Source organism: Pseudomonas sp. XS1P51 (assembly GCF_054897845.1).
In genome coordinates, this window is record NZ_CM142707.1 from 4720321 (window position 1) to 4740968 (window position 20648).

Annotated in this window: 20 protein-coding genes and 1 pseudogene; 11 read left to right on the top strand and 10 right to left on the bottom strand. The window is 60.6% G+C overall.

Going from position 1 to position 20648, the window contains the following annotated elements; all coding sequences use genetic code 11:
* Positions 1-45: 45 nt before the first annotated feature.
* The 11 genes and pseudogenes from ubiE (at position 46) to ACYZUD_RS21920 (ending at position 8248) form a co-directional block, all read left to right on the top strand.
* The gene (ubiE, locus tag ACYZUD_RS21870) at positions 46-816 is read left to right on the top strand and encodes a bifunctional demethylmenaquinone methyltransferase/2-methoxy-6-polyprenyl-1,4-benzoquinol methylase UbiE (protein ID WP_007948968.1); all 771 of its coding nucleotides are present in this window, start codon (positions 46-48) and stop codon (positions 814-816) included.
* Complete coding sequence (locus tag ACYZUD_RS21875; RefSeq protein WP_462020107.1) at positions 816-1439, top strand: ubiquinone biosynthesis accessory factor UbiJ; 624 nt, start codon at positions 816-818, stop codon at positions 1437-1439. Before ubiE ends, ACYZUD_RS21875 begins: the two co-directional genes overlap by 1 nt.
* Positions 1436-3040: a ubiquinone biosynthesis regulatory protein kinase UbiB gene (gene ubiB / locus ACYZUD_RS21880; RefSeq protein ID WP_462020108.1), complete on the top strand. Its 1605-nt coding sequence runs from the start codon at positions 1436-1438 to the stop codon at positions 3038-3040. Before ACYZUD_RS21875 ends, ubiB begins: the two co-directional genes overlap by 4 nt.
* Before the next feature lie 81 nt (positions 3041-3121).
* Complete coding sequence (gene hisI / locus ACYZUD_RS21885) at positions 3122-3523, top strand: phosphoribosyl-AMP cyclohydrolase (RefSeq protein ID WP_462020109.1); 402 nt, start codon at positions 3122-3124, stop codon at positions 3521-3523.
* Entirely contained in the window at positions 3516-3848 is a 333-nt protein-coding gene (locus ACYZUD_RS21890; RefSeq protein ID WP_003220849.1) for a phosphoribosyl-ATP diphosphatase, read from the top strand. The genes hisI and ACYZUD_RS21890 overlap by 8 nt, the downstream gene beginning before the upstream one ends.
* A 25-nt stretch (positions 3849-3873) precedes the next feature.
* On the top strand, positions 3874-4152 hold the full coding sequence (locus tag ACYZUD_RS21895; RefSeq protein WP_462020110.1) for a twin-arginine translocase TatA/TatE family subunit: 279 nt from the start codon (positions 3874-3876) through the stop codon (positions 4150-4152).
* A gap of 10 nt (positions 4153-4162) precedes the next feature.
* Positions 4163-4615, top strand: a complete 453-nt coding sequence (gene tatB / locus ACYZUD_RS21900; RefSeq protein ID WP_462020111.1) for a Sec-independent protein translocase protein TatB — start codon at positions 4163-4165, stop codon at positions 4613-4615.
* On the top strand, positions 4612-5406 hold the full coding sequence (tatC, locus tag ACYZUD_RS21905) for a twin-arginine translocase subunit TatC (protein WP_462020112.1): 795 nt from the start codon (positions 4612-4614) through the stop codon (positions 5404-5406). Before tatB ends, tatC begins: the two co-directional genes overlap by 4 nt.
* Positions 5403-6110 carry a 16S rRNA (uracil(1498)-N(3))-methyltransferase gene (locus ACYZUD_RS21910; RefSeq protein WP_462020113.1) on the top strand — a complete coding sequence of 236 codons (708 nt, stop codon included), beginning with the start codon at positions 5403-5405 and terminating at the stop codon, positions 6108-6110. Before tatC ends, ACYZUD_RS21910 begins: the two co-directional genes overlap by 4 nt.
* A gap of 221 nt (positions 6111-6331) precedes the next feature.
* A pseudogene (locus ACYZUD_RS21915) lies at positions 6332-7342 on the top strand (methyl-accepting chemotaxis protein); the annotation flags it as partial.
* 201 nt (positions 7343-7543) lie between these two features.
* Positions 7544-8248: a methyl-accepting chemotaxis protein gene (locus ACYZUD_RS21920; RefSeq protein ID WP_462025089.1), complete on the top strand. Its 705-nt coding sequence runs from the start codon at positions 7544-7546 to the stop codon at positions 8246-8248.
* 157 nt (positions 8249-8405) lie between these two features.
* Here ACYZUD_RS21920 and ACYZUD_RS21925 read toward each other — a convergent pair whose 3' ends face one another.
* The 10 genes from ACYZUD_RS21925 to hutG all read right to left on the bottom strand — a co-directional run bounded on the left by ACYZUD_RS21925 (position 8406) and on the right by hutG (position 20646).
* On the bottom strand, positions 8406-9140 hold the full coding sequence (locus ACYZUD_RS21925; RefSeq protein ID WP_046045596.1) for an amino acid ABC transporter ATP-binding protein: 735 nt from the start codon (positions 9138-9140) through the stop codon (positions 8406-8408).
* Positions 9133-10092: an amino acid ABC transporter permease gene (locus tag ACYZUD_RS21930; protein WP_462020114.1), complete on the bottom strand. Its 960-nt coding sequence runs from the start codon at positions 10090-10092 to the stop codon at positions 9133-9135. Before ACYZUD_RS21930 ends, ACYZUD_RS21925 begins: the two co-directional genes overlap by 8 nt.
* 135 nt (positions 10093-10227) lie before the next feature.
* The gene (locus ACYZUD_RS21935; protein WP_462020115.1) at positions 10228-11025 is read right to left on the bottom strand and encodes a transporter substrate-binding domain-containing protein; all 798 of its coding nucleotides are present in this window, start codon (positions 11023-11025) and stop codon (positions 10228-10230) included.
* A gap of 315 nt (positions 11026-11340) precedes the next feature.
* The gene (gene mdoH / locus ACYZUD_RS21940) at positions 11341-13911 is read right to left on the bottom strand and encodes a glucans biosynthesis glucosyltransferase MdoH (protein WP_462020116.1); all 2571 of its coding nucleotides are present in this window, start codon (positions 13909-13911) and stop codon (positions 11341-11343) included.
* Complete coding sequence (locus tag ACYZUD_RS21945) at positions 13904-15715, bottom strand: glucan biosynthesis protein G (RefSeq protein ID WP_462020117.1); 1812 nt, start codon at positions 15713-15715, stop codon at positions 13904-13906. The genes mdoH and ACYZUD_RS21945 overlap by 8 nt, the downstream gene beginning before the upstream one ends.
* Before the next feature lie 321 nt (positions 15716-16036).
* Positions 16037-16474 (bottom strand): D-aminoacyl-tRNA deacylase, encoded by a 438-nt coding sequence (gene dtd / locus ACYZUD_RS21950; protein ID WP_008149496.1) that lies wholly within the window; start codon positions 16472-16474, stop codon positions 16037-16039.
* The gene (gene pip / locus ACYZUD_RS21955; RefSeq protein ID WP_462020118.1) at positions 16471-17442 is read right to left on the bottom strand and encodes a prolyl aminopeptidase; all 972 of its coding nucleotides are present in this window, start codon (positions 17440-17442) and stop codon (positions 16471-16473) included. Before pip ends, dtd begins: the two co-directional genes overlap by 4 nt.
* 104 nt (positions 17443-17546) lie before the next feature.
* Entirely contained in the window at positions 17547-18464 is a 918-nt protein-coding gene (locus tag ACYZUD_RS21960; protein WP_462020119.1) for an alpha/beta hydrolase, read from the bottom strand.
* Between the two features lie 196 nt (positions 18465-18660).
* Positions 18661-19608, bottom strand: coding sequence for a choline ABC transporter substrate-binding protein (locus ACYZUD_RS21965; RefSeq protein WP_462020120.1), 948 nt, complete (start codon positions 19606-19608; stop codon positions 18661-18663).
* A gap of 234 nt (positions 19609-19842) precedes the next feature.
* On the bottom strand, positions 19843-20646 hold the full coding sequence (gene hutG / locus ACYZUD_RS21970) for an N-formylglutamate deformylase (RefSeq protein ID WP_462020121.1): 804 nt from the start codon (positions 20644-20646) through the stop codon (positions 19843-19845).
* Between the last annotated feature and the right edge of the window lie 2 nt (positions 20647-20648).

Consider the following 20648-nt stretch of genomic DNA (forward strand, 5'->3'; position numbering starts at 1 on the left):
CCACCGGGATTAGAATGTCCCGCATTCTCTTCTGGTGACAGCGATATGACTGATCAGCGCAAAGGCAGCGATGCCGAACCCACCACTCACTTCGGCTTCAAAAACGTTCCGGAAAGCCAGAAAGCGGAAAAAGTCGCTGAGGTTTTCCACTCGGTAGCCGCCAAGTACGACTTGATGAACGACCTCCTGTCCGGCGGCATGCACCGTCTGTGGAAGCGTTTCGCGATCGAACTGTCGGGCGTTCGCACCGGCAACCGCGTGCTGGATATCGCCGGCGGCACGGGCGACCTGACCAAGAAATTCTCTCATCTTGTTGGCCCGACCGGCCAGGTGGTGCTGGCCGATATCAACGAATCCATGCTCAAGGTCGGTCGTGACCGCCTGCTGGACCTGGGTGTGGCCGGCAACGTCGAATTCGTCCAGGCCGACGCTGAAAAGCTGCCGTTCCCGGATAACCATTTCGACTGCGTAACCATCGCCTTCGGCCTGCGCAACGTGACGCATAAAGAAGACGCCCTGCGCTCGATGCTGCGGGTGCTGAAACCGGGCGGCCGCTTGCTGGTGCTGGAGTTCTCCAAACCGACCAACGCGCTGATGTCCAAAGCCTACGACGCTTACTCGTTTGCCTTCATGCCACTGATGGGCAAGTTGATCACCAACGACTCGGAAAGCTATCGCTACCTGGCCGAATCGATCCGCATGCACCCGAATCAGGAAACCCTGAAGTCGATGATGGTCGAGGCCGGTTTCGACCGCGTGACCTACCACAACATGACCGCAGGCATCGTCGCCCTGCACCGCGGCATCAAACCCTGATGTTGCTGGCCGGCCTGCTCGCCAGCGTTGAACTCGGTCTGAACCGGGTGCTGCGTCTCGACAGCACGGCGCTGCCGCGGCTGGCGCATTTGAGTGGCAAGGTGATTGCCGTCGACTGCCGCAGCCCGGCGCTGCAACTGTTTATCCTGCCCAGCGATGAAGGTTTGATGTTGGCATCCCAGTGGGAAACCGGCGCCGACTGCACCTTGCGTGCACCGGCCTCCAGCCTGTTGAAACTGGCGATGAGCAAGGACAAGACCTCGGTCCTGCATGGCCCTGAAGTCGAACTCGACGGTGACAGCGGCGTGCTGCTGGAACTGGCGGCGATCCTTCAGGACCTTGAGCTGGACTGGGAGTACGAACTCTCGCGCTGGCTCGGCCCCGTCGCCACACAACTGGTCGGCGGTCACCTGCGCAGCCGCGCACGCTGGTATCAACAAGGGTTCGCCAACCTGAACCAGAACCTGGGCGAATACCTGGCCGAAGAATCGCGCACCCTCGTCGGTCAGCGCGAAGCCGAAGCCCGTTTCAGTGAACTGGACCAGATCAAACTCGATCTGGAACGTCTCGAGGCGCGCTTCGAGCGCCTTTCCCGATCCCTCGACCCAAGCGATAACGCATGAAGCTGCTTGCCGTCCGCCGTTTGTTGCGCATCCAGCGCGTCGTGATCCGCTACCGCCTCGATGACCTGCTGTTCGCCCTGCCGCTGCCCTGGTTTCTCCTGGCGCTGCGCTACGCCTTGCCGTGGCGCTGGTTCCCGCGCAAGCCGCTGGACCTGAGCCGTGGCGCGCGATTGCGCCTGGCGCTGCAGGACCTGGGGCCGATTTTCATCAAGTTCGGGCAGATCCTGTCCACCCGCCGCGACCTGCTGCCGGAAGACATCGCCGATGAACTGATGAAGTTGCAGGACCGCGTGCCGCCGTTCGACTCGCAAGTGTCGATCAACCTGATCGAAGAGCAGTTGGGCAAAAAGATCAGTGAAGTGTTCAGCCGATTCGACGTCGAACCGCTGGCCTCGGCCTCGGTGGCCCAGGTGCATGCCGCGCAGTTGAAAACCGGTGAAGAAGTCGTCGTCAAGGTGATCCGCCCGGGCCTGAAACCGATCATTGCCCAGGACCTGGCCTGGCTGTTCATCCTCGCCCGCGCCGCCGAAAAACTCTCGGCCGACGCGCGCCTGCTGCACCCGGTAGACGTGGTCCAGGACTACGAAAAAACCATCTACGACGAACTCGATCTGCTGCGCGAAGCGGCCAACGCCAGCCAGTTGAAACGCAACTTCGACGGCTCGCCGCTGCTGTACGTGCCGCAAGTCTATTGGGACTGGTGCCGGCCGAAAGTGCTGGTGATGGAGCGCATCTACGGTATTCAGGTCACCGATCTGACGACCCTGGCCGATCAGCGCACTGACATGAAAATGCTCGCCGAACGTGGTGTGGAAATCTTCTTCACCCAAGTGTTCCGCGACAGCTTCTTCCACGCCGACATGCACCCCGGCAACATCTTCGTCAGCACCGTGAACCCGTGGAGCCCGCAGTACATTGCGATCGACTGCGGCATCGTCGGCAGCCTGACCCCGGAAGACCAGGACTATCTGGCGCGCAACCTGTTCGCGTTTTTCAAGCGCGATTACCGGCGTGTCGCACAGCTGCACATTGACTCGGGCTGGGTGCCGGCAGAAACCAAACTCAACGAATTCGAAGCCGCGATCCGCACCGTGTGCGAGCCGATCTTCGAAAAACCGTTAAAGGATATTTCCTTCGGTCAGGTGCTGATGCGCCTGTTCCAGACCGCGCGACGCTTCAACATGGAAGTGCAGCCACAACTCGTGTTGCTGCAAAAAACCCTGTTGAACATCGAAGGCCTGGGCCGTCAGCTGTACCCGGACCTCGATCTGTGGAACACCGCGCAGCCGTTCCTTGAGCGCTGGATGCGCGAGCGGGTCAGCCCCAAAGCCTTTCTCGGCAACGTGCAGAGCCAGTTCGAACAACTGCCGCACTTGGCCAACATGGCCCGCGACCTACTCGAACGCATGTCCCAGCCTCATGCCAATGACCCGCCGCCACCGTGGCATCGACGCAGGGACGACTGGTTCCTGCGGCTGCTCGGCACTGCCCATCTGGCTGGCGGCGCAATACTGGCCGCGGGCGGCCCGCTGAACGAACTGGCTTACTGGCCGGCCGGAATCATGATGGCTGTCGGTTTGTATCTGGTCGTTCGCCGATAGCCAGTCGGGCCACACGCTGGCACACTGTTTCAACGCCTGGGTTCTACTCATGAAGTGTGGAACCCGCTGTCGGAGTCGAAGATGAAAAACTGGCTGGACGAGATCAAGTGGGACGCCGATGGCCTGGTGCCAGCGATTGCCCAGGATCACAAGACCGGGCGCGTCCTGATGATGGCCTGGATGAACCGTGAAGCGCTGGAACTGACCGCTGCCGAAAACCGCGCCATTTACTGGTCACGTTCCCGTGGCAAGCTGTGGCGCAAGGGCGAAGAGTCCGGCCATGTGCAGACCCTGCATGAGATGCGCCTGGACTGTGACGCCGACGTCATCATCCTGATGGTCGAGCAGATTGGCGATATCGCTTGCCATACCGGCCGCCAGAGCTGCTTCTACCGCGTCTTCGAGAACGGCGACTGGAAAATCGTCGACCCGGTCCTGAAAGACCCGCACGCCATCTATCACGCAGGGCACACCCATGAGTGACACTCTGACCCGTCTGGCCCAGGTGCTGGAAGAGCGCAAAGGCGCCGCCGCCGACAGCTCGTATGTCGCCAGCCTGTACCACAAGGGCTTGAACAAGATTCTGGAAAAAGTCGGCGAAGAGTCGGTCGAAACCATTATTGCCGCCAAGGATGCCGCGATCAGCGGTGACTGCAGCGATGTGATCTACGAGACCGCCGATTTGTGGTTCCACAGCATGGTCATGCTCGCCCAACTGGGGCAGCATCCACAGGCTGTGCTCGATGAACTTGACCGTCGCTTCGGTCTGTCCGGACACGTCGAGAAAGCCTCGCGTCCGTCCGCCTGAACAACTATTAGAGAGGAGCAGCAACATGGGCATTTTTGACTGGAAACACTGGATCGTCATCCTGGTTGTTGTCGTGCTGGTGTTCGGCACCAAGAAACTGAAAAACCTCGGCACTGACGTGGGCGAGTCGATCAAGGGCTTTCGCAAAGCCATGAACGATGAAGACAAGCCAGCTGACCCGACGGTGACCCCGCAACAACCGGTTCCACCTGCTCAACCACAGACCACACAGTCTGTGAACCAGCCGCACACCATCGACGTGCAGGCACAAAAAGTCGAAGAGCCGATCCGCAAAGACGTGTGAGCACTGACTAATGTTTGGTATCAGCTTCTCTGAACTGCTGCTCGTCGGCCTCGTTGCCCTGCTGGTGCTGGGCCCCGAGCGTCTGCCGGGCGCAGCGCGCACCGCCGGCCTGTGGGTCGGGCGTCTGAAGCGCAGCTTCAACGCGATCAAACAGGAAGTTGAACGTGAAATCGGTGCCGACGAGATTCGTCGGCAACTGCACAACGAGCACATTCTGTCGCTGGAGCAGGAGGCGCGGAAGATTTTCACGCCGACTCAGCAAGAGCCGACGCCAGTTGAACCCGTGGCGACGCCGACGATTCATGCGCCGGCTGCCGAAGCTACGCCTGCCGCTGCCCCAACTGACACGGTGAACGCCGTTGAACCGGCGCCGGTAGTCGCTCCCGTAGAACCTGTTGCGCCTGCCGCCGCGCCGACAACGCCGGCCCCTCACGACCCAACATTGCCGCCGCGAGCCCCATGAGCGATCTCCCAGAAAACGACCAGCACATGCCGCTGGTTTCGCACCTCACCGAGTTGCGTACCCGTCTGCTGCGCTGCGTAGCGGCGATCTTCATCATCTTCGCCGGGTTGTTCGCCTTCACCCAGCAGATCTACACCTTCGTCTCCACGCCGTTGCGCCAGTACCTGCCAGCCGGCGCGACGATGATCGCCACCGACGTGTCGTCGCCGTTCCTGACGCCACTGAAGCTGACCATGATGGTTTCGCTGTTCCTGGCGATCCCGGTGATCCTGCACCAGATCTGGGGCTTCATCGCGCCGGGCCTGTACAAGCATGAGAAGCGCATCGCGGTGCCGTTGCTGGTGTCCAGTATCCTGCTGTTCTACACCGGCATGGCGTTCGCCTATTTCCTGGTGTTCCCGCTGATCTTCAAGTTCTTCGCCGCCGCCACCCCGGCCGGCGTGGAGATGATGACCGACATCACCAGCTACCTTGATTTCGTCATGACGCTGTTCTTCGCCTTCGGCGTGGCGTTCGAAATCCCGGTGGCCGTGGTGCTGCTGGTATGGATTGGCGTGGTCAACGTCGCCTATCTGAAGAAAATCCGCCCGTACGTAATCATCGGCTGCTTCGTGGTCGGCATGATCCTGACACCGCCGGACATCTTCTCGCAGACGCTGCTGGCCGTACCGATGTGGCTGCTGTTTGAAATCGGCATCCTGTTCGGCAGCCTGATCAGCAAGCGCGGCGACCATCCGGACGACCAGCCGGTTGACGATCACAACGACCAGCCGCCAGCGACCCAAGCGTGAACCTGCTGCTCCTCGAAGAGGCCGACTTCATTGCGGCCGACCGGGCGATCCTGCGTGATCGCCGGTTGACGCATATGCAGGAAGTTCACCGCTGTGAAGTGGGTGACAACATGCGCGTCGGGCGTATTGGCGGTCTGATGGGTTCGGCCGAAGTGCTGCGCCTGGACGCTGACGAAGCCGAGTTGCGCGTCACACTCGACCAGCCACCACCGGCCAAGCTGCCACTGACCCTGGTACTGGCCCTGCCACGCCCGAAAATGCTCCGTAGGGTGTTTCAGACGGTAGCGGCCATGGGTGTGCCACGGATCGTCCTGGTGAACAGCTACCGCGTCGAGAAGAGCTTCTGGCAAACCCCGTTCCTGGAGCCCGAGGCGATTCGCGAACAACTGATCCTCGGCCTCGAACAGGCCCGGGACAGTGTGCTGCCGGAGATCATCATCGAGAAGCGCTTCAAACCGTTTGTCGAAGATCGCCTGCCCGCCATCACCGAAGACACCCTCGGTCTGGTGGGGCATCCCGGCCATTACCCGCCCTGCCCCCGTGGCCTGGACGAACCGGTGACCCTGGCGATCGGCCCGGAAGGTGGCTGGATCCCTTACGAAATCGACCTGCTGGGCAAGGCCGGCCTGCAACCGGTGCAGCTCGGCGAACGCATCCTGCGGGTCGAAACCGCCGTCACCGCGCTGCTCGCTCGCCTCTTCTAACACCGCATAGCCCCCGTAGGAGCTGCCGAAGGCTGCGATCTTTTGATCTTTAGCGTTTTCAGTTCCGCCACAATCAAGATCAAAAAATCGCAGCCTTCGGCAGCTCCTACGGGACCGTGCTGCGCTGCGTCAGGCAAATCGCATCGCTGTTTCTACAGATTCGGACGAACCTGCCGATATAGCTCCCATAAAGCCAATGAGTGGTCCGAGGGAGTTGCAGCATGTACCGATGGCTAGCCGAGAAACTGGGGAACGTCAGCGTCAATCGCAAACTGAGTGTCGGCTTCGGTCTGGTGCTGCTTCTGACGTTACTGATCACCGTCACCGGCTGGACCGGCCTGAGCGATGTGGTGAGCCGTGGCGACAAGCTCGGGTTCATTGCCAGCCTCAATGATCTGACCAAAGACCTGCGCCTGGCCCGTCTGGACTACGAAATGCGCCGTGGCGAACAAGGCCCTGGCGCGGTCAACGACCTGCTCGGCCAACTCGACACCGGCTTGAAAACCGCGCGCACGCTGATCGAACAGCCCGCCGATACAGCCATGGTCGATCAGCAGCTGGCCGCCATCAGCGAGTACAAACAAGCCTTCGTCGCCATGACCCAGGCCGGCGCCAACCGTGAAGATGCCCGCAGCAAACTCGGCGCCAATGCCGATAACGCCGTGGCGCGGGTGACCGAAGTCGAGAAAACCCTGCTGCAAGGCGACAACATTGCCGATTTCAACAGTGTGGTTGAGGTCAGCAAACTGCTGCAGCAAGCCCGCTATCAGGTTCGCGGCTATACCTACAGTGGCAAGGCCGACGCCGAACAACCGGCGCTGGACGCGATCGCCAATGCCTTGAACAGCCTCGACAGTCTGCCGTCGAAACTACCGCAGCAATACATGGCCAACCTGCAACAGGCCAGCGAATCGCTCAAGGCCTATCGCGTAGCGGTCAGCCAGTTCCGCGACTCCCAGGTGGCAACCGCTGCTGCCCTGAAACGCATGGCCGTCCAAGGCGACATCCTGCTCGACGTCAGCAAGAAGCTCACCGTCTCGCAAACCATCGTGCGCGACACCCACGCCGCCCGCGCCAAGAACATGCTTCTGCTGGCCACCGCCCTGGCGCTTGCCTTTGGCCTCTTCGCGGCCTGGGCCATCACCCGCCAGATCGTGATCCCCCTGAGCCAGACCCTCAAAGTGGCCGAGCACGTCGCTGCCGGTGACCTGACGCACAACCTTGTTTCCGAGCGCCAGGACGAACTCGGCCAGCTACAGCGCGCCATGCAGAGCATGACTCTGGGCCTGCGCGAACTGATCGGTGGCATCAGCGATGGCGTCACGCAAATCGCCAGCGCCGCCGAAGAGTTGTCTGCGGTGACCGAACAGACCAGCGCCGGGGTCAACAGCCAGAAGGTCGAGACCGACCAGGTGGCCACCGCCATGAACGAAATGACCGCCACCGTGCAGGAAGTCGCGCGCAACGCCGAAGAAGCCTCCGAAGCGGCGGTCGCCGCCGACCAGCAGGCCCGCGAAGGTGACAAAGTGGTCAGCGAAGCCATCGCCCAGATCGAGCGCCTGGCCAAGGAAGTCGGCAATTCCACCGAAGCCATGGGTCATCTCAAGCGCGAAAGCGACAAGATCGGCAGCGTGCTCGACGTGATCAAATCCGTGGCCCAGCAAACCAACCTGCTGGCGCTCAACGCGGCGATTGAAGCCGCACGTGCCGGTGAAGCCGGGCGTGGTTTTGCGGTGGTCGCCGACGAAGTCCGCAGCCTGGCCCAGCGCACCCAGAAGTCCACCGAGGAAATCGAAGAGCTGATCGTCGGCCTGCAAAGCGGCACCCAGCAAGTCGCGACCATCATGGACAACAGCCGCAGCCTGACCGACAGCAGCGTCGAACTGACCCGCCGCGCCGGTAGCTCACTGGAAAGCATCACCCGCACCGTGTCGGCGATTCAGTCGATGAACCAGCAGATTGCTGCGGCGGCCGAGCAGCAAAGCGCCGTAGCCGAAGAGATCAACCGTAGTGTGCTGAACGTGCGGGATGTGTCCGAGCAGACCTCGGCAGCCAGCGAAGAAACCGCGGCCTCCAGCGTTGAGCTGGCGCGGTTGGGGACGCATCTGCAGATGCTGGTGGGCAGGTTCAAGGTTTGAGGTGATTCGATGACCTCGGTTCACAAGGGACCGAGGTGATGCGATCGCGAGCAGGCTCGCGCCCACATTGATCGGTGGCGTACACAAAATTTGTGTTTGACGCCTAACCCTTGTGGGAGCGAGCCTGCTCGCGATAGCGGTACGACAGGCGCTTGATTTACAGGACCTGGCGCAAAAACGCCTGCGCCCGCGGATCCTTCGGCGCATCGAAGAATTCCGCTGGCGAGGCATCTTCCAGCAATTTGCCGTGATCAAAGAACAGCACCCGATCCGCCACTTCCCGGGCGAAGCCCATTTCGTGGGTGACACAGACCATGGTCATGCCTTCCACGGCCAGGGTTTTCATCACATCCAGTACTTCGCCGACCATTTCCGGGTCGAGGGCCGAGGTCGGCTCATCGAACAACATGACCTTGGGTTCCATGGCCAATGCCCGGGCGATGGCAACGCGCTGTTGCTGACCACCGGACAGGCGCGACGGAAACTCATTGGCCTTCTGCGCGATACCGACCTTCTCCAGCAACGCCAGCGCCTTGGCTTCGCGCTCTTTCTTGCCGCGCTTGCGCACGACCTTCTGGGCCAGACAGAGGTTTTCCAGCACCGTCATGTGCGGGAACAGGTTGAAATGCTGGAACACCATGCCGACTTCGCGGCGGTAGGCATTCACGTCGGTTTTCGGGTCGGCCAGTTGCAGGCCGTCGATGCTCACCGAACCCGAATCGAACTCTTCCAGGCCGTTGAGGCAGCGCAGGAAGGTCGATTTACCGGAACCTGACGGACCGATGACCACCAGCACTTCGCCCTTGGCCACGTGCGTCGAGACGTTATCTACCGCGCGAACCACATGGCCGCGGGTGTCGAAGACTTTTACCAGATCGCGGACTTCAATCACTTTGCGCGAGCCTCCGCTCAAGCCGGCTGGCGATTTTCGACAGCGGCAGGTTGATCAACAAATACAGACCGGCCACGCAGAACAGGATTTCGAACGGCGAGAACGAGGTGGTGATGACTTCACGACCGCTTTTGAGCAGCTCGGTAATCGCGATCACCGACACCAGCGAGGTGTCCTTGACCAGACTGATGAACTGCCCGGCCAACGGCGGCAGCACGCGTTTCAAGGCTTGCGGCAGCACCACGTGGCGCATCGACTGCCCGGCGCTCAAACCCAGGGACCTCGCGGCTTCGTTCTGGCCACGGGCGATCGACTGCACACCGGAACGGATGATCTCCGCCACGTATGCGCCGGTGAACAGCGACAGCGCGGCGATCCCGGCGAACTCCCGGGACAGGTTCATCACGGTGCCGATGAAGAAGTAGAAAATGAAGATCTGCACCAGCAGCGGCGTACCGCGGACCAGTTCGACGTAGATCGTCGAAAGGTCGCGCAGGGTCGGGTTGTTCGACAGACGGCACAGGCCGGTGGCGAGGCCAATCAGCAGGCCGAGCACGCCAGACACCACGGACAACCACAGGGTGGTCCACAGCCCCCACATCAACGGTCCGGCGGCCCAATGCCGGGTCACGCCGATGACGTCGCCTTCGGCCACGTCATCGCCCTGGGCGACTTGCAGACTGTTGTCGTCGACGGTCAGGTGTTGCTCGTCACCGGCATCGTTGCGCAGGGTGACTTCAGCCTTGTCGTCCTTGCGCACCAGTTCGCTGACGGTGGAGATGTCGGCGGCGCGCTGGGATTCTTCAGCGTGGTAGGCGAAGTACTGCGGCACGCGGTTCCAGCGCCATTCGTAGGACATCAGCGAGGTGGCGTAATACAACGCGCCGGCCAGGCCGATCAGTACCAGCACGGTCAGCACGTGCCAGGGCCATAGGGCTTTTTTCTGTTTCATTTGCTCTGAAGGTTCCGAGTTCTGTGTCGCGAAGGAGGCCGTCTTCGCGAGCAGGCTCGCTCCCACATTGGACCCAGGGCAATTGTGGGAGCGAGCCTGCTCGCGAATGGGCGACGCGGTCTAACTGACCGAGCCTTACTCCATATCCTTCAGCCAAGCGGTGTCTTTAAACCACTTGTCATGAATGCGATCGTAGGTGCCGTCTTCGCGGATCTGGTGCAGGAAGTTGTTGATGAAGTTGATGCTGTCGTAGTCGCCCTTCTTCAGACCGAAGGCCAGCGGCTCGAAAGTGAATGGCTTGTCGAGGAACACCAGTTTTCCGTTACCGACCTTGTTCACCGCGACGACGTTGTAAGGTGCGTCGTAGATGAACGCATCGGCCTTGCCGTTCACGACGTCCAGTACCGCTTCCTGCTCGTTGTCGTAGCCGTGGTACTTGGCTTTGGAGATCAATTTTTTGGCGACCATTTCACCGGTGGTGCCCAGCTTGGAGGTGATGCGGTAGTCGGCGGTGTTCAGGTCTTTATAAGACTTGATGGTGCCTTCCAGCTCCTTGCGAATCAGCAGCGTCTGGCCGACTACGATGAACGGTTCGCTGAAGTTCAGGCGCAGGTTGCGTTCCTGGGTCAGGGTCATGCCGCTACCGATCATGTCGAACTTATCGGTGAGCAGGGCCGGGATGATGCCGTCGTAGCCGGTGGACACCAATTCCAGTTTGACGCCCATGGCCTTGGTCATGGCTTTGAGGATGTCGACTTCGAAACCGATGATCTCGCCGCGTTTGTTGGTCATTTCGAACGGCATGTAGGTCGGGTCCATGCCGACTTTCAGCGTGCCGCGCTTGACCGCGTCATCGATGGCACCGGCCTGCGCCGCGTTGACTGCAACCAGTGCCGTGACGCCGACCAGCAGCATCGAGAGATACTTCTTCATCATCAAGTCCCCAAAACCATTGCGTTATGAGGCGCGCAAACGGCAGGTTTCCCTTGGGAAACCGGCAGATACGAACAGAAAATTGTCCGGGCGCACCAATTCGGGGACGGATGCTAACGCACTCGCTCGTTTGCACAAGGGTTTGCACGGGATTTGTTGTTTCACAGAGCGCAAAAGCAAAAGATCGCAGCCTTCGGCAGCTCCTACGGGTCCGTGTTGATCCGCATTATTGCGATCAACCGAATCAATGTAGGAGCTGCCGAAGGCTGCGATCTTTTTGAAGCTCCCCGTTCTTGAGGAAACGGGGCTTTTTCATTATGCCAACTGAGGCTGGATGCTCAGCGGCTTGAGCGGCAACAGCGGCGCATGGGGATCGGCCTTCACCGATTTACGCCACGCGTCCAGCCACTCGGGGTGACCGTCGTTCCAGATCTGCTCATGCAAGCGACCCAATGCCACCGGATCACTCAGCAGTTGCACGCGCTCATTGTTGTTCAGACCCTCAGGCCCGACTTTCAGCGCATGACGAACCCGCTCGATCCGCAGCCATTCGATCGGCTCTGCGTAACGGTGCCGGGACGTCGCCAGCGAACACGCCAAGGCGTTCTGTTGTGGATCGACCACCGCGCGGATGAAGCCATCGTTCAGTGCATGCCAGCGATTTTCGTGGGTGTATTGGTCAGTCGCCAGCAACGCCTGTGGCGGATTGTATTCCTCAGGGATCAGGAACAGGCTCTCGTCACGGGACTTGAGGCCCAGACCCACACGGCTGGAGATCACCGATACCGGGATCGACAGCATCAACGAACCGACGATCGGCACCAGCCACCAGAGGAAGCTCGGGTTCAGCCAGATCACCAGCAGCGCCCAGAAGAAGCCCAGCAGGGTTTGCGGACCGTGGCGCTTGACCGCTTCGCTCCATGGTGTGGAGTCGTCGTCACGTTGCGGGGAGTTCCAGGTCGCGGCCCAACCGAGGAACGCGGCGAGCACAAAGCGGGTGTGGAAAATCATCCGCACCGGCGCCAGCAGCATAGAGAACAGCATCTCCAGCAGCATCGACAAGGTCACCTTGAACTTGCCGCCGAACTCTTTCGCGCCCTTGGCCCAGATCAGGATGATGCTCAACAGCTTCGGCAGGAACAGCAGCACGATGGTGGTCGAGAACAGCGCGATCGCCTTGTCCGGGTGCCATTGTGGCCACAGCGGATAGAGCTGGCGCGGTTCGAGGAAGTACTGCGGTTCCATCAGCGTGTTGACCGCCAGCAGCGCTGTCGACAGGACCAGGAAGAAGAACCACAACGGCGCCGACAGGTAAGACATCACGCCGGTCAGGAACACCGCACGGTGCACCGGGTGCATGCCCTTGACCAGGAACAGACGGAAGTTCATCAGGTTGCCGTGGCACCAGCGACGGTCACGCTTGAGTTCGTCCAGCAGGTTCGGCGGCAGTTCTTCGTAGCTGCCCGGCAAGTCGTAGGCAATCCACACGCCCCAGCCGGCACGGCGCATCAGCGCAGCTTCAACGAAGTCGTGGGACAGAATCGCACCGGCGAACGCGCCTTTACCGGGCAACGGCGCCAGGGCGCAGTGCTCGATGAACGGCTTCATGCGGATGATCGCGTTGTGACCCCAGTAATGGGATTCACCCAACTGCCAGAAGTGCAGACCGGCGGTAAACAGCGGACCGTACACACGCGTCGCAAACTGCTGCATGCGTGCATACAGCGTGTCCATGCCCGACGCACGCGGCGCGGTCTGGATGATCCCGGCGTCCGGCGTGGCTTCCATCAAGCGCACCAGACTGGTCAGGCATTCACCGCTCATCACGGAGTCAGCGTCGAGCACGACCATGTACTTGTAGTCACCGCCCCAGCGACGGCAGAAGTCGTCGAGGTTGCCGCTTTTGCGTTTTACGCGACGGCGACGGCGGCGATAGAAAATCTTGCCGAAGCCCTTGGCTTCGCGGCAGACGTCCAGCCAGGCCTGCTGTTCGGCAACACAGATATCGGCGTCGTTACTGTCGCTGAGGACGAAGAAGTCGAAACGATCCAGGTCCCCCGTGGCCGCAACCGACTCGAAGGTCGCCCGCAGACCGGCAAACACCCGTGGCACGTCTTCGTTGCAGATCGGCATTACCAGTGCGGTACGCGCGTCCTTGGCGATCGGCTCAACGCCGGCACTTTTACCGGAAATGCGGTATTTGTCGTGGCCGGTGAGCAACTCGAGGAAGCCCATCAACGCCGTCCAGAAACCAGCCGATACCCAGCAGAACAGAATCCCGAACAGAATCAGGATGCTGGTCTGCAGCGCATACGGCAGGACTTGCGTAACGGTTTGCAGGAACGGCTGATGCAGGACCTCATTCAGGTCGACGAACGACCAGCCCTGATACGGCATGATGCCTTTCATGTACCAGCCGGCGACGATGGTTTGCCCGAGCATCAGTACCAGCAGGATGTAACGTCGGATCGAACCTACGGTGCGCCAGCGGGCCGCCGGCAGCACGTTCTCATCCTTCGGCGGAGCCGGTGGGTTGGTGCGACCGGTCAGACGACGCCAGCCACGCACCAGAATGTTGGTACGCCACGGCTCCGGCACGACCTTGGTCCGGCGGATCGGCGGCGTTGCCTTGAGGCAAACGCGACCGTTGGCGTCGAGTGCCAGCATTTCGGCGTCTGCCAGTTCTTCGGCGGAGCTGAGGGTCAGACGCTTGCCCACCGAAGCCTGGGCGGCTTCGGTCGGAGCGTCGAACGTCGAGGACGACAGGCGTTCGTGCAATTCGCTGAAGGATTTGCAGCCCGCGAGTTCCGCGCGCTGCTCGTCGGTCATCGGCAAATGCGCCAGATACTCCGCAAGAGTTTCTGGCTGTACTTGAGAATTACTCATCGGCAGGCAACTGATAGCTCCAGGTCTCGGTCAGGACTTCTTCAGTCGCTGCCGATTCCGGTGTGGCAGGGGCCGCTTCGGCAGCAGCTAGCTGCTTGGCGTCTTTATTGGCCTCCTTGGCATCTGCAACGGGTTTGGCGTCAGCCTGCTTGGCCTCGGCTTGCTTGGCTTCCTTGTCCGCTTTCTCTTGTTGTCTGGCGGCAACCTTGTCGGCCTTGGCGACAGCCGAGCTGGACGCTGGCACCGAAGACTTGGCCAGGTCGGCAGGCAGGATGTTCTGGACCAGTGCAGCACGCATCTCGGTGGATTTGCCCGGGTCCTTGATCTTCATGCGCAGGGTCAGGCGCCAGCCTTTGGTATCAGGGTTGTAGCGCACGCTGTTCTCGACCAGCTCGGCATTGTCGCCAACGCTGACCTGGCTGCGAACGTCTGCATCTGCCGGCAATGCCGCCAGGGACGGGCCTTCGAAGTCCACCAGATAGGCAACGCTGCCATCCGGCTGACGGATCAGGTTGGACTGTTTAACGTCACCCGTGGAGCGCAGGGTCTGTTTGACCCATGCGCTGTCCGGAGCGTGAAGCGCGGCTTCGTCGATGGTCCAGTGCATGCGGTAGCCGAATTCCAGCGGCTGGCCAGGCTCGGGCAGTTTTTCCGGGCTCCAGAAAGCAACGATGTTGTCGTTGGTTTCGTCGGCAGTCGGAATTTCGACCAGGTCTACAGAACCCTTGCCCCAATCGCCTTTTGGCTCGATCCAGGCACTTGGGCGCTTGTCGTAGCGGTCGTCGAGGTCTTCGTAGTGGCTGAAGTCACGACCACGCTGCAGCAGGCCGAAGCCGCGCGGGTTCTCGATCGAGAAGTTGCTCACCGCCAGGTGCTTCGGGTTGTTCAACGGACGCCAGATCCACTCGCCGTTGCCGGCGTGGATCGACAGACCGCTGGAGTCGTGCAGTTCGCGGCGATAGTTCAGCACTTTCGACGGCTGGTTGGCGCCGAACAGGAACATGCTGGTCAGCGGCGCAACGCCAAGCTTGGTGACCTTGTCACGCAGGAACATCTGCGCCTTGACGTCGACAATGGTGTCGCTGCCCGGACGCACGGTCAGGCGGTAGGCACCGGTGGCGCGTGGCGAATCCAGCAGCGCGAAGATCACCAGGTGCTTGTCACCCGGTTTCGGCTGTTGAATCCAGAACTCACGAAAACGCGGGAATTCTTCGCCGGACGGCAACGCGGTATCGATGGCCATGCCACGAGCGGACAAGCCATAAGTGTGACCCTTGCCGACGACGCGGAAGTAACTCGCGCCGAGCATGGTCATGATTTCGTCTTGCTTGTCGGCCTTGTTGATCGGGTACAGCACACGGAAACCGGCGTAACCCAGTTGTTCGGTGGCTTTAGGATCGAATTTCAAGTCGCCGAAATCGAAACGACTTGGGTCGTACTTGATCTCTTCGACGGTGTTAGCCGTGATTTCGTTGATTTTCACCGGCGTATCGAAATGCATACCCTGGTGATAGAACGACAACTTGAACGGGGTTTTCTGATCGGCCCACTCGGCTTTTTCGGTCAGGAAACGAATTTTTTGATAGTCCGCGAATTTCATCTCACGGAATTCGTTCGGCAGGTTACTGCGCGGAGCTTCGTATTTCTGCCCGGCCAGCTCTTTTGCCTTGACCGATACATCATCCAGACTGAATGCCCAAAGCTGGCCGGCGCTGAGCAGGCAGAGCAGTGCAGAGCCCGCTACCAGAGCGCTTCGGAACCGTTTGGCAGACAATTTTGGTGCATTACAGGGACTAACAATCACGAGCAACCCTCGCCGAAAACAGATCAAAAAACCAACGGCCAGTTAAAGGGCCTGTGAGGTGTGCGGCGTAAAAAAACCGCTCCTACAAACCACTCTTGCCAAGTTGGCGAGCATTGTTCCGACTCCGATGGGGCTAAATGATTCCCCAAACGGTCCAGGACAAGTCTCTACCTAAGTCAAAATGGACCAACGAACGCTGATCCCCGTAGCGCGCGATTATCTAGTAGGCCGCGTTACAACGCATCAGGGGTAACAAAGTATTTATCGCGAAAAACCCCTGTTTTCAGTCGAAAAGGGCTTAAAAAGATGTTTCAAGCACTTTCAGGTCTGTAACAGGAAGGTTACCGGGCCATCATTGACCAGGTGCACCTGCATATCCGCGCCGAATCTACCTGATGCCACAGTGCCATGCACCTGTTTCGCTTTGCCTAATAGATAGTCGAAAAGTTCCTCGCCCAGGGCCGGAGGGGCCGCGGTCGAAAAACTCGGGCGCAACCCGCTTTTGGTGTCGGCGGCCAGGGTGAACTGAGAGACCAGCAGCAACCCGCCACCCACATCTGCCAGGGACAGATTCATCTTGCCCTCGGCGTCACTGAACACACGATAGTTAAGCAGCTTCTGCAGAAGTTTGTCGGCGCTGGCCCGAGTGTCCTCGGGCTCGACCGCAACCAGTACCAGCAAACCCTGATCGACTGCGCCAACCACCTCCCCCGCTACCTCGACTCGCGCGCCACGCACGCGCTGCAACAGGCCCTTCATGCTTCTTCAGGGGACAGATCGAGCAGGCGCCGGGCCATCAGATCGGCGGCGCGCACCAATGCATCGGTAATGCCCGGTTCAGAGGCGGCATGGCCGGCGTCACGGATGACCTGCAATTCACTGTTCGGCCAGTTCTGATGCAGTTCCCAGGCGTTATCCAACGGGCAGATCACGTCATAGCGACCGTGGACGATCACGCCGGGCAAATGGGCGATCTTGCCCATGTCGCGAATCAACTGGTTCGGCTCGAGGAACGCATTGTTGGTGAAGTAGTGACATTCGATGCGGGCGATGGACAGCGCACGCTGAGGCTCGGAGAAACGATCGACCACCAGCGGGTTCGGACGCAGGGTCGCGGTCCGGCCTTCCCAGGTGGACCAGGCTTTGGCCGCATGCATCTGGGCGATCTGATCGTTGCCGGTCAGGCGCTTGTGGAAGGCGTGAAGCAAGTCGTCGCGCTCATCCAGCGGGATCGGCGCGATGTAGTCCTGCCAGTAATCAGGGAACAGACGGCTGGCGCCCGCCTGGTAGAACCACTCGATTTCCTGCGGACGGCAGAGAAATATCCCGCGCAGTATCAGACCGTGCACGCGTTCCGGGTGGGTTTGCGCGTAGGCAAGTGCCAGGGTGGAACCCCACGAACCGCCGAACAACACCCATTTGTCGATGCCCAGGTGCTTGCGAATCCGCTCAAGGTCGGCAACCAGATCCCAGGTGGTGTTGTTTTCGAGATTGGCGTGGGGCGTGGACCGTCCACAACCGCGCTGGTCGAAGGTCACAATGCGATACAGGTTCGGATCGAAATACCGACGGCTCTGGGCATCACACCCGGCGCCGGGGCCGCCGTGGATGAACACCACCGGCAAACCTTCCGGTGAACCGCTTTCGTCGACGTACAGCGTGTGGGTTTCATCGACGGCCAGATCGTGCCGGGCGTGAGGTTTGATCTGCGGGTACAAAGTCTGCATTGCGCGCTCCGTAAGGGGTCGAGGTCATCCCTGGGGGGACTTCTATTATTCTGCCGTCCGGCATCATAAACCCGAATTACGCCAATGAGCATGCCCTTGCAGAGTCAGAGTTTTGCCATCAGATATCCGAGCAGCGTTTCATAGAGTGCATCGACCTCGGCAACCTGGCCCCGAGCCCGCAGACAGCCGTGGACCAGCCCTTCCCCGTAATAAAGCGTCGCGGCCACGCCCGCGGCGTTCAGTCGCTCAGCGTAGAGCACGCCGTCATCGCGCAGCGGATCGAATTGCGCCACCGCGATCAACGCCGGGGGCAGTCCGCGGAGATCTTCGGCCAGCAACGGCATCGCATAGGCGCCCGGCTGTCGGGTGCCGCGCAAATACAAGGCGTGATAACAGTCCAGATCACTGCTGCTGAGCAGCGGGGCGTCGGTGCACTCGCTGCGTGAAGCCAGACGGTGATCGCCACCAAGGCCCGGATAGATCAGGACCTGCGCAGCCGGCAATGGCTCACCCGCGTCGCGCAATGCCAGACAAAGCGCAGCAGCGAGATTGCCACCGGCGCTGTCACCCGCCACCAGCGTTCGCGCCGGGTCTAGCCGAAACGGTCCGGTGCGCAGGGCTCGCCAGACCTTCAGGCAGTCATCGAACGCCGCCGGAAACGGCTGCTCCGGCGCCAACCGATAATCGACGGCAATCACCAACACACCCAGCGTTGACGCCAGTTCGGCGCAGATGAAGTCGTGGGAGTCCAGGTCCCCCACCACCCAACCGCCGCCGTGCATATACACAATGCACGGGCAACCGCCGGTCGGCGGCGTAACCGGCGGTTGATAAGACCGCACTGGCACGCCAGCCAATTCGAAATCGACCACGTAAAGCCCGGCGGGACGTGGCGGGGTGAACGCCCGGCACATATCGCTGTAGGCCTGACGCAACCCCGCGAGGCTGCTATCGGTGCTGTTGAAGCTGACGGTTTTCTCGATGAACGCCGTCATCTTTTCGGAGAGCGGATAAGGAGCCATGGGTCTGGTGCCGGTCAGTTCAGAGGATGTCGTTTGGAAATGCGGCTTTTGTGGTGAGGGGGCTTGTCGGAACACCGCATCGCCCCGCTGGGCCGCGAAGCGGCTCCAAAATATCGGATTGAGCCGGGATTTTGCGAGCGCTGCGCACCCGAACGGGGGCAAGCCCCCTCGCCACAATGATCTCGTTCGCCCTCGGTCAGTTTTTCAAACTGGCCTGAACGGTTGCGACGCCATCCTTGCCATCAAAACTGGTGACACCGGCGAGCCAGCGTTGCAGATCCTCGGGATGATCACGCAGCCACTGTTTGGCAACCTCCTGCGGCGTCTTGCGCTCCATGATCGGCACCATCAGCTGGCTTTCCTGCGCGGCGGTGAAGGTCAGGTTTTCCAACAGGCGGTTCACGTTCGGGCAACGCTCGGCGTAGTCCGGCGCGGTGACGGTGGAGACGGTCGCGGCACCTTCGTTCGGCCCATAGACGTCTTCGCTGCCGGTCAGGTAGGCGATTTTCATGTTGATGTTCATCGGGTGCGGAGTCCAGCCGACGAACACCACGAACTCCTTGCGATTCACCGCACGCTGCACGGCGGCAAGCATGCCGGCCTCACCGGACTCGATCAGTTTGAAGTCCTTCAAGCCAAAGTGATTGGTCTCGATCATGGTTTTGATGGTGGTGTTGGCACCGCTGCCCGGCTCGATGCCATAGATCTTGCCCCCGAGCTTGTCTTTGAATTTGGCGATGTCGGCGAAGGTTTTCAGGCCCGCCTCCGCCACGTACTCAGGCACGGCGAGGGTCGCCTGGGCGTCGGCCAGGCTTGGTTTTTCCAGGACTTTCACTTGATTGGCGGCCAGGAACGGCGCGATGTTTTTGTCCATCGCCGGTTTCCAGTAACCGAGGAAGATGTCCAGGCGCTTGTCGCGGATACCGGCGAAGATGATTTGCTGTACGGCGCTGGTTTGCTTGCTTTCGTAGCCAAGGCCGTTGAGCAGCACATCGGCCATGCCGCTGGTGGCGATGACGTCGGTCCAGTTGACCACGCCCATGCGCACGGCCTTGCAGGAAGCGTCGTCACTGGCCAGCACACTGGTGCTCAGAAGAGCCGTGCCGCAGAGGATTGAGAGACAGCGGGTGAACAGTCTTTTCATCGGGATGATCTCGTGCGGCAGCAGATTATTGTGGGCTCGGTGTCTTTGTGCACCGTGCCCAGAACATTACGCAGCGTCGAGAGGGTAAAAGCGAACTGTAGCGACCGTGTTTTGCACGGTAGCGACTAAAAGATCGCAGCCTTCGGCAGCTCCTGCAAGACCGTGTTTCAACGCAAGTCGTGTGTCTGGCGCAAGCCCAATGTAGGAGCTGCCGAAGGCTGCGATCTTTTGATCTTATTCCCCGTAACGCTGCCGCCCCCACGCCAGCAGCCCTAGCAGCAATTCCCTGAGCACCACCTGAGTCGGCGCCGCGAGGTCAGGGCGATAACGGAACGGCTCAAACTCTTCCATATAAGTGCACTGGCCCAACTCCAGTTGCACGGCGTGGATGTTTTGCGCCGGGTTGCCGTAGTGCCGAGTGATGTGGCCGCCCTTGAAGCGACCGTTCAGCACATGACTGTAATCGGTGTGCTTCGCGCAGATTGCTTCCAGCTGAGTGGCCAACTGAGGATCGCAACTGGCGCCGTTGAAGGTGCCGAGGTTGAAGTCCGGCAGTTTGCCGTCGAACAGGTGCGGGATGATCGAACGGATCGAGTGCGCATCGAACAGCAGCGCGTAGCCGAACTCGGCTTTCAAGCGCGCCAACTCGTTCTGCAACGTGCTGTGGTATGGCGTCCAGACCTGCTCAAGATAAGTCGCCCGTTCCGCCGCAGAGGGCTCCATTCCTTCGCGGAACAACGGAATGCCGTCGAACAGCGTCGCCGGGTACAGGCCGGTGGTCGCGCCAACATACAAAGGTTTGTCGTCGGACGGGCGGTTCAGATCGATGACAAACCGCGAGTACTCGGCAGCCAACGTACTGGCGCCCAGTTCGGCGGCGAACTCATAAAGCGTGGGGATGTGCCAATCGGTGTCCGGCAAGCTTTTCGCGTCGGGGATCAACCCCGCTTCTACCGCCGGGGTCAGGCGCAGGCCAGCATGGGGCATGCTGATCAGCAGCGGCACGCGGCCTTGTTTGAAGTTCAGAACCTTATCCACAA

Coding starts and splice junctions, on each gene's coding strand:
- ACYZUD_RS21920 (WP_462025089.1), top strand. CDS start 7,544: ATGACCGCCACCGTGCAGGAAGTCGCGCGCAACGCCGAAGAAGCCTCC.
- ubiB (WP_462020108.1), top strand. CDS start 1,436: ATGAAGCTGCTTGCCGTCCGCCGTTTGTTGCGCATCCAGCGCGTCGTG.
- ACYZUD_RS21960 (WP_462020119.1), bottom strand. CDS start 18,464: ATGGCTCCTTATCCGCTCTCCGAAAAGATGACGGCGTTCATCGAGAAA.
- ACYZUD_RS21890 (WP_003220849.1), top strand. CDS start 3,516: ATGAGTGACACTCTGACCCGTCTGGCCCAGGTGCTGGAAGAGCGCAAA.
- ACYZUD_RS21935 (WP_462020115.1), bottom strand. CDS start 11,025: ATGAAGAAGTATCTCTCGATGCTGCTGGTCGGCGTCACGGCACTGGTT.
- mdoH (WP_462020116.1), bottom strand. CDS start 13,911: ATGAGTAATTCTCAAGTACAGCCAGAAACTCTTGCGGAGTATCTGGCG.
- ubiE (WP_007948968.1), top strand. CDS start 46: ATGACTGATCAGCGCAAAGGCAGCGATGCCGAACCCACCACTCACTTC.
- hisI (WP_462020109.1), top strand. CDS start 3,122: ATGAAAAACTGGCTGGACGAGATCAAGTGGGACGCCGATGGCCTGGTG.
- ACYZUD_RS21930 (WP_462020114.1), bottom strand. CDS start 10,092: ATGAAACAGAAAAAAGCCCTATGGCCCTGGCACGTGCTGACCGTGCTG.
- pip (WP_462020118.1), bottom strand. CDS start 17,442: ATGCAGACTTTGTACCCGCAGATCAAACCTCACGCCCGGCACGATCTG.
- dtd (WP_008149496.1), bottom strand. CDS start 16,474: ATGAAGGGCCTGTTGCAGCGCGTGCGTGGCGCGCGAGTCGAGGTAGCG.
- ACYZUD_RS21895 (WP_462020110.1), top strand. CDS start 3,874: ATGGGCATTTTTGACTGGAAACACTGGATCGTCATCCTGGTTGTTGTC.
- tatC (WP_462020112.1), top strand. CDS start 4,612: ATGAGCGATCTCCCAGAAAACGACCAGCACATGCCGCTGGTTTCGCAC.
- tatB (WP_462020111.1), top strand. CDS start 4,163: ATGTTTGGTATCAGCTTCTCTGAACTGCTGCTCGTCGGCCTCGTTGCC.
- ACYZUD_RS21965 (WP_462020120.1), bottom strand. CDS start 19,608: ATGAAAAGACTGTTCACCCGCTGTCTCTCAATCCTCTGCGGCACGGCT.
- ACYZUD_RS21875 (WP_462020107.1), top strand. CDS start 816: ATGTTGCTGGCCGGCCTGCTCGCCAGCGTTGAACTCGGTCTGAACCGG.